This window comes from Mycolicibacterium canariasense (assembly GCF_002101555.1).
Classification (GTDB): Bacteria; Actinomycetota; Actinomycetes; order Mycobacteriales; family Mycobacteriaceae; genus Mycobacterium; species Mycobacterium canariasense.
The window spans coordinates 1-13112 of record NZ_LQOL01000054.1 but is presented as its reverse complement, the minus strand read 5'-3'; the positions used below and the strand labels follow the sequence as shown (position 1 = coordinate 13112).

Annotated in this window: 7 protein-coding genes; 4 read left to right on the top strand and 3 right to left on the bottom strand. The window is 69.4% G+C overall.

What is annotated here, in order from left to right:
* The first annotated feature begins 85 nt into the window (after window positions 1-85).
* The 3 genes from AWB94_RS18690 to AWB94_RS18680 all read left to right on the top strand — a co-directional run bounded on the left by AWB94_RS18690 (window position 86) and on the right by AWB94_RS18680 (window position 11169).
* Entirely contained in the window at window positions 86-9319 is a 9234-nt protein-coding gene (locus AWB94_RS18690) for a type I polyketide synthase (protein WP_062656708.1), read from the top strand.
* A gap of 29 nt (window positions 9320-9348) precedes the next feature.
* Complete coding sequence (gene acpS, locus AWB94_RS18685) at window positions 9349-9738, top strand: holo-ACP synthase AcpS (RefSeq protein WP_024451064.1); 390 nt, start codon at window positions 9349-9351, stop codon at window positions 9736-9738.
* A gap of 99 nt (window positions 9739-9837) precedes the next feature.
* Entirely contained in the window at window positions 9838-11169 is a 1332-nt protein-coding gene (locus AWB94_RS18680; RefSeq protein WP_062656707.1) for a dipeptidase, read from the top strand.
* A gap of 52 nt (window positions 11170-11221) precedes the next feature.
* Here AWB94_RS18680 and bcp read toward each other — a convergent pair whose 3' ends face one another.
* Window positions 11222-11695, bottom strand: coding sequence for a thioredoxin-dependent thiol peroxidase (gene bcp, locus AWB94_RS18675; RefSeq protein WP_062656706.1), 474 nt, complete (start codon window positions 11693-11695; stop codon window positions 11222-11224).
* 106 nt (window positions 11696-11801) lie between these two features.
* On the opposite strand from bcp, the gene AWB94_RS18670 reads away from it, so the two are divergent.
* Window positions 11802-12023: a DUF3618 domain-containing protein gene (locus tag AWB94_RS18670; protein ID WP_062656705.1), complete on the top strand. Its 222-nt coding sequence runs from the start codon at window positions 11802-11804 to the stop codon at window positions 12021-12023.
* A gap of 131 nt (window positions 12024-12154) precedes the next feature.
* On the opposite strand, the gene AWB94_RS35170 is transcribed toward AWB94_RS18670, so the two are convergent.
* Both AWB94_RS35170 and AWB94_RS18665 read right to left on the bottom strand, forming a co-directional pair.
* Entirely contained in the window at window positions 12155-12319 is a 165-nt protein-coding gene (locus AWB94_RS35170) for a hypothetical protein (protein WP_165605315.1), read from the bottom strand.
* Window positions 12320-12703: 384 nt separating this feature from the next.
* Complete coding sequence (locus AWB94_RS18665) at window positions 12704-12985, bottom strand: hypothetical protein (RefSeq protein WP_165605314.1); 282 nt, start codon at window positions 12983-12985, stop codon at window positions 12704-12706.
* Window positions 12986-13112 lie beyond the last annotated feature (127 nt).

The following is a 13112-nucleotide window of genomic DNA, read 5'->3' as shown; positions in this document are numbered from 1 at the left end:
ATCCGGATCCGCCGCGACGGCGCGGCGTCACCGGCACCATCAGCCAGACGCGTGAACACATCAGTACCGAGGGAGATGGCAAGACGTGACGATCAACGAACACGACAGGGTGGCGGCCAACGGTAAGAGTGGCCTCGGGGGAGCTCCACTGTCGGGTGCGCACGCGCTCGTCGACCTGCTGAACGCCGGCGAGCCCTATGCCGTCGCATTCGGCGGCCAGGGGGCGTCCTGGCTGGAGAGCCTGGAAGAACTGGTCAGCTCGGCCGGCATCGAATCGGAGCTGAGCGAACTGGTCACCGAGGCGGCCATGATGCTGGAGCCGGTGGCCCGCGAACTCGTGGTGGTCCGCCCGATCGGTTTCGAGCCGCTGCAGTGGGTGCGCGCGTTGGCCGCCGAGGAGCCGCTGCCCGCCGCCAAACAGCTCACCACCGCCGCGATCTCCGGACCGGGCATCCTGCTCACCCAGATCGCCGCCATCCGCGCGCTGACCCGGCAGGGGCTCGATCTCTACGGCACCCCGCCGGTCGCCATGGCCGGCCACTCCCAGGGCATCCTCGGCGTCGAGTCGCTGAAGGCCAAGGGCACCCGCGACGCCGAACTGCTCGCCCTGCTGCAGCTGATCGGTGCCGCCGGTTCGCTGATGTCGCGCCGGCGCGGCATGGTGGGCCGCGGCGACAAGTCGCCGATGGTCTCGGTGACCAACGTCGACCCCGACCGCATCGCCGAACTGCTCGAAGAGTTCTCCCAGGACGTGCGCACCGTGCTGCCGCCGGTCCTGTCCATCCGCAACGGCCGCCGCGCCGTCGTCATCACCGGCACCCCCGAGCAGCTGGGCCGGTTCGAGCTGTACTGCTCCAAGATCACCGAGAAAGAAGAAGCCGAGCGCAAGAACAAGCTGCGCGGCGGTGCGGTGTTCTCACCCGTGTTCAACCCGGTGCAGGTCGAGGTGGGCTTCCACACACCGCGGCTGGCCGACGGTGTCGCGCTCGTCGACAACTGGGCCGCCAAGGTCGGCATCGACGCCGAACTGGCCCACAAGATGACCGAATCCATCTTCGTCGAGCCCATCGACTGGGTCAGCGACGTCGAGGGCCTGGCGCAGGCCGGCGCCCGCTGGATCATCGACCTCGGCCCGGCCGACACCGTCACCCGCCTCACCGCTCCCGTGATCCGCGGTCTGGGCATCGGCATCGTCCCGGCTGCCACCCGCGCCGGGCAGCGCAGCCTGTTCACCGTCGGCGCGGTGCCCGAGGTGCCGGCCCCGTGGACCAGCTACGCCCCGTCGACCGTCACGCTGCCCGACGGCTCGGTCAAGCTGTCCACCAAGTTCACCCGCCTCACCGGCCGCTCGCCGATCCTGCTGGCCGGGATGACCCCGACCACGGTCGACGCCAAGATCGTCGCCGCGGCGGCCAACGCCGGCCACTGGGCCGAGCTCGCCGGCGGTGGTCAGGTCACCGAGGAGATCTTCGAGAACCGGATCGCCGAGCTGACCCAGCTGCTGGAGCCGGGCCGCGCCATCCAGTTCAACTCGCTGTTCCTGGATCCCTACCTGTGGAAGCTGCAGCTGGGCGGCCGCCGCCTGGTGCAGCGCGCCCGCCAGGCAGGCGCGCCGATCGACGGTGTGATCGTCACCGCCGGCATCCCCGAGCTGGACGAGGCCGTCGCGTTGATCGATGAACTCAACGGCATCGGGATCACCCATGTGGTGTTCAAGCCCGGCACCGTCGACCAGATCAAGTCGGTCATCAAGATCGCGGCCGAGGTGCCCGGCAAGGACGTCATCGCCCATATCGAGGGCGGCCGCGCCGGCGGTCACCACTCGTGGGAGGACCTCGACGACCTGCTGCTGTCGACGTACGCCGATCTGCGCAAGCTGTCCAACATCACCATCTGTGTCGGTGGCGGTATCGGCACCCCGGAGCGGGCCGCGGAGTACCTGTCCGGCCGGTGGTCGCAGACCTACGGCTTCCCGCTGATGCCGGTGGACGGCATCCTGGTGGGCACCGCCGCGATGGCCACCCTGGAGGCCACCACCTCACCTGCGGTCAAGCAGCTGCTGGTGGACACCAACGGCACCGACATCTGGGTGGGTGCCGGAAAAGCCCAGGGCGGCATGGCATCCGGGCGCAGCCAGCTGGGTGCCGACATCCACGAGATCGACAACACCGCCTCCCGCTGCGGCCGCTTGCTCGACGAGGTCGCCGGTGACGCCGACGCGGTCGCCGAGCGGCGCGACGAGATCATCGCCGCGATGGCCGACACCGCCAAGCCCTACTTCGGCGACGTATCGGACATGACCTACCTGCAGTGGCTGGACCGCTACGTCGAATTGGCGATCGGTGATGGCAATTCCACCGCCGACACCAAGCGCGACGATTCGCCGTGGCTGGACATCACCTGGCGGGACCGCTTCGAAGGCATGCTCAAGCGCGCCGAGGCCCGCCTGCACCCGCAGGATTCCGGCCCGATCGAGACCCTGTTCGATTCGGGCTCGGAAAGTGTTGCGCTGCTGGAGGATCCGGCCGCCGCGCGGGCGGCGCTGCTGTCGCGCTACCCGGACGCCGAGACCATCAAGCTGCACCCGGCCGACGTGCCGTTCTTCATCACGCTGTGCAAGACGCCGGGCAAGCCGGTCAACTTCGTGCCCGTCATCGACAAGGATGTGCGGCGCTGGTGGCGCAGCGACTCGCTGTGGCAGGCGCACGACGCCCGATACAGCGCCGACCAGGTGTGCATCATCCCGGGCACCCAGGCCGTCGCCGGGATCACCCGGGCGGACGAGCCGGTCGGTGAGCTGCTGGACCGCTTCGAACAGGCCGCCATCGACGAGGTGCTGGCCGCCGGTGCCGAGTCGGTGCCGGTGGTGTCCCGCCGCCAGGCCCGGGCCGATGTCGTTGGCCCGATCGCCGTGGTGCTGGATTCGCCCGACGTGCTGTGGGCCGGGCGCACCGCCATCAACCCGGTGCACCGGATCGGTGCCCCGAGCGAATGGCAGGTCAACGAAAACCGTTCCGCGGTACACCCGTCCACCGGCTCGCGCCTGGAGCTCACCGAGGACGGCGTCACGCTGAGCGTGCCGCTCTCGGACATCTGGATCGAGATCAAGCTGACGCTGCCGGCCGCCACGGTCAACGGCGGTATGCCGGTGGTCACCACCGAGGATGCCTCGGCTGCCATGCGCGCCGTGCTGGCCATCGCCGCCGGCGTCGACGGAGCGGAATCGCTTCCGCCGGTTCAGGACAACACGGCGACGCTGACCGTCGACTGGGACCCCGAAGAGGTCGCCGACCACACCGGCGTGACCGCCACCTTCGGCGCGCCGCTGGCCCCGGGCCTGACCCTGGTGCCCGACGCGCTGGTGGGCCGCACCTGGCCCGCGGTGTTCGCCACCATCGGAGCGGCCGTCACCGCCGACGGATTCCCCGTCGTCGAGGGGCTGCTCAGCCTGGTGCACCTGGACCATGCCGCGCACCTGCTGGCCCCGATGCCCAAGACGGCGGCCGAATTGACCGTCACCGCAACGGCTTCGCCGGCCAGCGACACCGAGTACGGCCGCGTCGTGCCGGTAACGGTCACCATCGCCGATGCCGACGGCACCGTGCTGGCCACGCTCGAGGAGCGGTTCGCCATCCGCGGGCGCAACGGTTCGGCCGAGCTGGCAGACCCGCCGCGCGCCGGCGGTGCGATCACCGACAACGCCACCGACACCCCGCGTCGTCGTCGGCGCGATGTCACCGTCACCGCGCCGACCGACATGAGCGCTTTCGCGGTGGTCTCCGGTGACCACAACCCGATCCACACCGACCGGGCGGCCGCCCTGCTGGCCGGGCTGAAAGGCCCGATCGTGCACGGCATGTGGCTCTCGGCCGCCGCGCAGCACGTGGTCACCGCCACCGACGGCCGGGCCACCCCGCCGGCCCGGCTGGTCGGCTGGACCTCGCGCTTCCTGGGCATGGTGCTGCCCGGTGACGAGATCGACTTCCGGGTCGACCGCGTCGGCATCGACCGTGGTGCCGAGATCATCGAGGTCACCGCGAAGGTCGGTGGCGATCTGGTGATGTCGGCGACCGCGCAGCTGGCCGCACCGAAGACGGTGTATGCCTTCCCCGGTCAGGGCATCCAGCACAAGGGCATGGGCATGGAGGTGCGGGCCCGGTCCAAGGCCGCCCGCAAGATCTGGGATTCCGCGGACAAGTTCACCCGCGACACCCTGGGCTTCTCGGTTCTGCACGTGGTGCGGGACAACCCGACCAGCCTGATCGCCTCCGGTGTGCACTACCACCACCCCGAGGGCGTGCTGTACCTGACGCAGTTCACCCAAGTCGCCATGGCCACGGTGGCCGCGGCCCAGGTGGCCGAGATGCGGGAGCAGGGTGCCTTCGTCGAGGGTGCCATCGCCTGCGGCCATTCCGTCGGTGAATACACCGCGCTGGCCTGCGTTTCCGGTGTCTACAAGCTGGAGGCGCTGCTGGAGGTGGTATTCCACCGCGGCAGCAAGATGCACGACATCGTGCCGCGCGACGAGAAGGGCCGGTCCAACTACCGGCTGGCGGCCATCCGGCCCTCGCAGATCGACCTCGACGATGACGACGTCACCGACTTCGTCGCCGAAATCGCCGAGCGCACAGGTGAATTCCTGCAGATCGTGAACTTCAACCTGCGCGGTTCGCAGTACGCGATCGCCGGTACCGTGCGCGGCCTGGAGGCGCTGGAGGAGGAGATCGAGCGGCGCCGCGAGATCAGCGGCGGCAAGCGCTCGTTCATCCTGGTGCCCGGTATCGACGTACCGTTCCACTCCGAGGTGCTGCGGGTCGGTGTCGCCGACTTCCGCCGTGCGCTGGAGCGGGTCATGCCCGAGGGACAGGACCCCGCGGTGATCGTCGGCCGCTACATCCCCAACCTGGTGCCCCGGCCGTTCACCCTGGACCGCGACTTCATCCAGGAGATCCGCGATCTGGTGCCCGCCGAACCGCTCGACGAGGTGCTCGCCGATTACGACACCTGGCGCAACGAGCGGCCCGAGGAACTGTGCCGCAAGATCGTCATCGAGTTGCTGGCCTGGCAGTTCGCCAGTCCGGTGCGCTGGATCGAGACCCAGGACCTGCTGTTCATCGAAGAAGCAGCGGGAGGCCTCGGCGTCGAGCGGTTCGTCGAGATCGGCGTGAAGACCGCGCCGACGGTCGCCGGCCTGGCCACCAACACGCTGAAGCTGCCGGAGTACTCGCACAACACCACCGAGGTGCTCAACGCCGAGCGCGACGCCGCGGTGCTGTTCGCGACGGACACCGACCCGGAGCCCGAGCCCGAGGTGGAAGAGGCTCCCGCCGCGCCGTCGGCCGAAGCCGCTCCGGCCGCTGCCGCCCCCGCCGCTCCGGCGCCGGCCGCCGCGCCGTCGGGTGGGCCCCGCCCAGAGGACATCTCCTATGACGCCGCGGACGCGACGCTGTCGCTGATCGCGTTGTCGGCCAAGATGCGGGTAGACCAGATCGAGCCGCTGGACTCCATCGAGTCGATCACCGACGGTGCCTCCTCACGGCGTAACCAGCTGCTGGTGGACCTCGGTTCCGAGCTGAACCTGGGTGCCATCGACGGCGCCGCCGAAGCGGACCTGTCCGGTCTGAAGTCTCAGGTGACCAAGCTGGCCCGCACCTACAAGCCGTTCGGCCCGGTGCTCTCGGATGCCATCAACGATCAGCTGCGCACGGTGTTCGGCCCGTCGGGCAAGCGCCCGGCCTACATCACCGAGCGGGTCACCAAGACCTGGGAGCTGGGGCCGGGCTGGGCCAAGCACGTCACCGCCGAGGTGGCGCTGGGCACCCGTGAGGGCTCCAGTGTCCGCGGTGGCAGCCTGGGCGGCCTGCACGACGGTGCGTTGTCCGATGCCGCCTCGGTGGACAGGGTGATCGACGCCGCGGTCTCGGCAGTCGGTGCGCGCAAGGGCATTTCGGTGTCGATGCCGTCCTCCGGTGCCGCCGGCGGCGGTGTGGTGGACTCCGCCGCGCTGACCGAGTTCGCCGAGCAGGTCACCGGACCCAACGGTGTGCTGGCCTCGGCCGCCCGGCTGGTGCTCTCCGAGCTGGGCCTGAACAGCCCTGTCGCCCAGGAGACGGTCAGCGATTCCGAGCTGATCGACCTGGTGACCGCCGAACTCGGTTCGGATTGGCCGCGTCTGGTGGCGCCGGTGTTCGACGCCCGCAAGGCCGTGGTCTTCGACGACCGGTGGGCCAGTGCCCGTGAGGATCTGGCCAAGCTGTGGCTGCTCGACGAGAGCGAGATCGACGCGGACTGGGAGCGGCTGTCGCAGCGCTTCGAGGGTGCGGGCAACGTGGTGGGCACGCAGGCCACCTGGTGGCAGGGCAAGGCCCTGGCGGCCGGGCGCAACATCCACGCCGCGCTGTACGGCCGCGCCGCCGCCGGCGCCGAGAACCCCGAGAAGGGCTGCTACGCCAACGAAGTCGCCGTGGTGACGGGTGCCTCGAAGGGCTCCATCGCCGCCTCGGTGGTCGCGCAGCTGCTCGAAGGCGGGTCGACCGTCGTGGCGACGACGTCCAAGCTCGACGACGACCGGCTGGCGTTCTACCGCACGCTGTACCGCGACCATGCCCGCTTCGGCGCCACGTTGTGGGTCGTCCCGGCGAACATGGCCTCCTACAGCGATATCGACGCCCTCGTCGAGTGGGTCGGTAACGAGCAGACCGAGAACCTCGGCCCCAAGGCGATCCACCTCAAGGACGCGCAGACCCCGACGCTGCTGTTCCCGTTCGCCGCGCCGCGCGTGGCCGGGGACCTGTCCGAGGCCGGTGCCCGCTCCGAGATGGAGATGAAGGTGCTGCTGTGGGCCGTGCAGCGGCTCATCGGTGGGCTTTCGCACCTGGGTGCGGAGCGCGACATCGCCTCGCGGCTGCACGTCGTGCTGCCGGGCTCGCCCAACCGCGGCATGTTCGGCGGTGACGGCGCCTACGGCGAGTCGAAGTCGGCGCTCGACGCCGTCGTCGCCCGCTGGAAGGCCGAATCATCGTGGTCGCAACGGGTTTCGCTGGCGCACGCGCTGATCGGGTGGACCAAGGGCACCGGCCTGATGGGCCACAACGACGCCATCGTCGGGGCCGTCGAGGAAGCCGGTGTCACCACCTACACCACCGCCGAGATGGCGTCGATGCTGCTGGCACTGTGCGATATCGAGTCCAAGGTGGCCGCGGCGCGTGAGCCGATCAAGGTCGACCTGACCGGCGGGCTGGGCGATGTCCAGCTGGACATGGCCGAGCTGGCCGCCAAGGCCCGCGAGGAGATGCTCTCCGAGTCCGCCGAGGACCACGCCGACGAGGACGCATCCGGCACCATCGCCGCGCTGCCGTCGCCGCCGCGTGGTTACCAGGCGGCCCCGCCGCCGGAGTGGGCCGACCTCGACATCGAACCGGCCGACATGGTGGTCATCGTCGGTGGCGCCGAACTCGGGCCCTACGGTTCCTCGCGCACCCGTTTCGAGATGGAGGTCTCCGGGCAGCTGTCCGCCGCGGGCGTGCTGGAGCTGGCCTGGACCACCGGCCTGGTGAAGTGGGAGGACGACCCGAAGCCGGGTTGGTACGACACCGCCAGCGGTGACCTGGTCGACGAGGGCGAACTCGTCGAGCGCTACCACGACGCCGTGGTGGAGCGGGTCGGCATCCGCGAGTGGGTGGACGACGGCGCGATCGACCCCGATCACGCTTCGCCGCTGCTGGTTTCGGTGTTCCTGGACAAGGACTTCACCTTCGTGGTGTCGTCGGAGGCCGACGCCCGGGCGTTCGTCGAGTTCGACCCCGAGCACACCGTCATCGCCCCGGTGGCCGACAGCTCCGACTGGCAGGTCACCCGCAAGGCCGGCACCGAGATCCGGGTGCCGCGCAAGGTGAAGCTGTCCCGGACCGTCGGCGCGCAGATCCCGACCGGATTCGATCCGCAGGTCTACGGCGTCTCGCCGGACATGGCCAGCTCGATCGACCGGTTGGCGCTGTGGAACCTGGTGACCACCGTCGATGCGTTCCTGTCGGCCGGCTTCAGCCCGGCCGAGCTGATGCGCTGGGTGCATCCCAGCCAGGTGGCCAGCACGCAGGGCACCGGCATGGGCGGCATGACCTCGATGCAGACGATGTACCACGGCAACCTGCTCGGCAGGAGCAAGCCGAACGACATCCTGCAGGAGGTGCTGCCGAACGTCTTCGCCGGGCACGTCGTGCAGAGCTACATCGGTAGCTACGGCTCGATGATCCACCCGGTCGCCGCCTGCGCGACGGCCGCGGTGTCGGTCGAAGAGGGCGTCGACAAGATCAAGCTCGGCAAGGCCGACTTCGTGGTCGCCGGCGGTTATGACGACCTGACGCTGGAGGCCATCATCGGCTTCGGCGACATGTCGGCCACCGCGGACACCGAGATGATGCGGGCCAAGGGCATCAGCGATGCGAAGTTCTCCCGGGCCAACGACCGTCGACGGCTGGGCTTCGTCGAATCACAGGGCGGCGGAACGATTCTGCTGACCCGCGGTGATCTCGCGGTCCAGATGGGTCTGCCGGTGCTGGCCGTCGTCGCCTACGCGTCGTCGTTCGGTGACGGTGTGCACACCTCGATCCCGGCCCCAGGTTTGGGTGCGCTCAGCGCCGGCCGGGGCGGGCGCGAGTCGCGGCTGGCCCGCGAGCTGGGCAAGCTCGGCGTCGGACCCGACGACATCGCGGTGGTGTCCAAGCACGACACCTCCACGCTGGCCAACGATCCCAACGAGACCGAGTTGCACGAGCGGCTCGCCGCCTCGATGGGCCGTTCCAAGGGTGCGCCGCTGTTCGTGGTCAGCCAGAAGAGCCTGACCGGGCACAGCAAGGGTGGTGCGGCGGCCTTCCAGATGATGGGGCTGTGCCAGATCCTGCGTGACGGCGTCATTCCGCCGAACCGCAGCCTGGACTGCGTCGACGACGAACTGGACCACGCCCAGCACTTCGTCTGGCTGCGCGAGCCGCTGCACTTCGGCGACAAGTTCCCGCTCAAGGCCGGTCTGGTGACCAGCCTCGGGTTCGGGCACGTGTCCGGTCTGGTGGCGCTGGTGCATCCGCAGGCACTGATCGCGGCCCTGCCCGCCGATCAGCGCGCCGACTACCAGGCGCGGGCCAACGCCCGGGTGCTGGCCGGTCAGCGCAAGCTGGCCTCGGCGATCGCCGGTGGTCCCGCGCTGTACGAGAAGCCGGCCGACCGCCGGTTCGGTGGCGACACCGCCGAGAAGCCTCAGGAAGCGGCGATGCTGCTGGATCCGACGGCTCGCCTCGGCGTGGACGGCCACTACTCGAAATGAGCGAAAGCGAGTCGGATAGCGTGCCGGGTATGGGCATCGTTGGGGTAGGCATCGACCTGGTTTCCATTCCGGATTTTGCGGAGCAGGTCGACCAGCCGGGCACCGTGTTCGCCGAAACCTTCACGCCGGGGGAACGGCGCGACGCCGCGGACAAGAGTTCGTCGGCGGCGCGCCACCTCGCGGCGCGGTGGGCGGCCAAGGAAGCCGTGATCAAGGCCTGGTCGGGATCACGGTTCTCCAAGCGGCCGATGCTGCCGGAGGGTATTCACCGCGATATCGAGGTGATCACCGATATGTGGGGTCGGCCGAAGGTCCGGCTGACCGGTGCCATCGCCGAGCATCTCAAGGATGTGACCATCCACCTGTCGCTCACCCACGAGGCCGACACCGCCGCGGCGGTCGCGGTGTTGGAGGCCTGATTCCCTTCCGCGAGCGGCCGTGTCTGCACAGGACACGCCGCTCGCGGTTGGCATTTCGGGGGCGCTCGCAGGATCGGTCGTGGCGATAGGCTCGTCGTCATGACTGATCTCGTCGCGCGTGTGCGTGAACTGTTGCCCTCGGTTCGCAGCGATCTGGAAGAACTGGTGCGCATCGAATCGGTGTGGGCCGACCCGGCCCGCCGCGACCAGGTGCACCGCAGTGCCGAGCTGACGGCAAAACTGTTGTCGGAGGCCGGTTTCGGCGATGTCCGGATTGTGGAGGCCGGCGGAGCGCCCGCGGTGATCGCCCGCCATCCCGCACCCGAGGGTGCGCCCACGGTGTTGTTGTACGCCCACCACGATGTGCAGCCCGAAGGCGACGCCGCCCAGTGGAGTTCTGCGCCGTTCGAACCCACCGAACGCGACGGCCGGCTCTACGGGCGTGGCACGGCCGACGACAAGGCCGGGATCGCAACGCATCTGGCGGCGTTCCGGGCGCACGACGGCAACCCGCCGGTCGGCGTCACGGTGTTCGTCGAGGGCGAGGAGGAGTCCGGCTCGCCGTCACTGGGCGCGCTGCTGGACGCGCATCGTGACCTGCTGGCCGCCGACGTCATCATCATCGCCGACTCGGACAACTGGAGCACCGACATCCCGGCGCTGACGGTGTCGCTGCGTGGCCTGGCCGACTGTGTGGTCGAGGTGGCCACGCTGGACCATGGCTTGCACTCGGGGTTGTGGGGTGGGGTGGTGCCCGACGCGCTGTCGGTGCTGGTGCGGCTGTTGGCCAGCCTGCACGACGACGACGGGAACGTGGCCGTCGCCGGCCTGCACGAGGCCACCGCCGCCGAGGTCGAGTTCTCCGATGCGCGGGTGCGCGCCGAGTCCGGTGTACTAGACGGGGTATCGCAGATCGGCTCCGGTGCTGTGGTGCAACGACTTTGGGCCAAACCTGCGATCACCGTCATCGGGATCGACACCACTCCCATCGCCAAGGCGTCCAACACCCTGATCCCGCGGGCGCGGGCCAAGGTCAGCATGCGAGTGGCGCCCGGCGGCGATGCGCGAGCGCACCTGCAGGCGCTCACCCGGCACCTCGAGGAGCACGCACCGTGGGGCGCCAAGGTCACCGTCACGCCGGGTGACGTCGGCCAGCCGTACGCCATCGATGCCACCGGCCCGGTGTACGACGCGGCCCGTGCGGCATTCACGACGGCGTGGGGCCGGGAACCTGTCGACATGGGCATGGGTGGGTCCATCCCGTTCATCGCCGAGTTCGCCACCGCGTTCCCGGACGCCAAGATCCTGGTGACCGGTGTGGAAGATCCCGGCACGCAAGCGCACAGCATCAACGAGAGCCTGCACCTGGGCGTGCTGGCACGGGCGGCAACGGCCGAGGCGCTGTTGCTCGGCGCGCTGGGTACGCCTTAAGCGCGTTTCCGACGTTCTGGTCGCCGCATTCGCGCTGTGATGACCAGAGGGGCTACACCGAGATGTCGCGGCGCAGCTTGGCGACGTGGCCGGTGGCCTTGACGTTGTACTGGGCCACCTCGATATTGCCCTTCTCGTCGACGACGAACGTGGACCGGATGACGCCCTGCACCGTCTTGCCGTACATCGTCTTCTCGCCGTAGGCGCCGTAGGCGGTGAGCACCTTGCGTTCGGGGTCGGACAGCAGCGGGAAGGTCAGTCCCTCGTTGTCGCGGAACTTGGCCAGCTTCTCCGGCTTGTCGGGGGAGATGCCGACGACGTCCAGGCCCCCTTCGTTGAGTTCGGCGAGGCTGTCCCGGAAATCGCAAGCCTGCTTGGTGCAGCCCGGCGTGGACGCGGCCGGGTAGAAGTACACGATGACCTTGCGGCCCTTGAAGTCGGAGAGCTTCACCGTCTTGCCATCGGCATCGGGGAGGCTGAATGCGGGGGCTTTGTCGCCGACGGCGAGGCGCGGGGTCTGGGGCATACCTGTTACACGTCTTTCTGATCGACCGGTGCAGCGCGGTGGGCTGCGGCTGCTCTAGGGTAAGTCGGCAATGGTTGTGAGATGAAGGCGCACATGGAGGGGCACAGTGGCCGACCGGGATCCAGACAGCATCAAGCGCGATATCGACCAGGCGCGCGATCAGCTTGCGTCGACGGTCGATCTGCTGGCCGAGCGGGCCAACCCGCAGCGCCTGGCCGATGATGCGAAAGCCCGCGTGCTGGCATTCGTGAAGAAGCCCGCCGTGGTGGGATCGGTGGTCGGCACCGTGGTGCTGGTGCTGGTGATTCGCCGGGTGCGGCGCCGCTGAGCCTTATCGGCCTGCCGGTCGAGCCGGCAATTCAATGCGCCGGCCGAGCCGGCAGTTCAACGCGCCGGCCGAGCCGGCAGTTCAATGCGCCGGCCGAGCCGGCAGTTCAACGCGCCGGCCGAGCCGGCAATTCAACGCCGACGGCGGGGGCGGAACCAGTCGGCCAGGGTGAGCCGGGGCGGATTGGCGGTCATGCCGATACGGCTACAGCTGATGACGGCTACCGTGGCGTCGCTGGGCGTCGCGCCACCATCACCGATGGCACCCGATGCCGGCGACGCACTTCCGCTTCGCATCAGCTATCCCTACCTTCGTCCCCCGTCGATTTGCCTCGGCGAATGCGCCTCGGCGTACAGCTAACATGAGCGTAGCACGGCACGGGCGGCCGCAGCACGCGGTCGGAGAGCCGATTACCTGCTATTTTGAGTCATCCGGCTAAGCGGACAAGCGCGGCATGGGTGGATCCAGCACATTCCGGTAGGTAGTGCACAGATGAACCCTCGATATTGACGCCAGCGTCGACCGCAACGATAACACCGCGCCGCTGGGCGAGCGCGCGTTCCGGCTAACCGCCTGTCGCGGAGGACGGTCGCCGCGGACTTTGCGATCGGAAGGATCGTCGTCCGGATCGGCGAAGCGGTAGCGATGGCCGCAAGGCTCGACACCGCGCCCGCATGAGGTCAGGTGAGGCCGGTTCCGACGTGGTAGCCGAAGTCGCCGATACCGGTCAGCACCGCCACCATCACCTCATCGGTCACCAGATTCGTCGAAAGCGGTGGTCCGGGGACCGGCGGGGCCGGTGGCGCGGCGGGCGCCGGGGGAGCGGGATGGGGCCGGCCGACCGGCGCCGGCAGGTTGATGTTCAGCTGTGGTCCGGCATCGAGCGGGAAGGCGCAATCCGGGCCGTAGAACGCTTTGCCGAGAATCGTTCCGCTATATGCGGACGCCACGATGGTGCGCATCTGCTCGATGGTCAGGACGCAGGGTGCCGACGCACCGGGTGGGGGTGCCACGAGGGCTGCGGGAAGCGGTGATGGTGGGGGTGCCGGCGGAGGCGGCGGCACGGGTGCCGGGCGCGGGGGCGGCGGG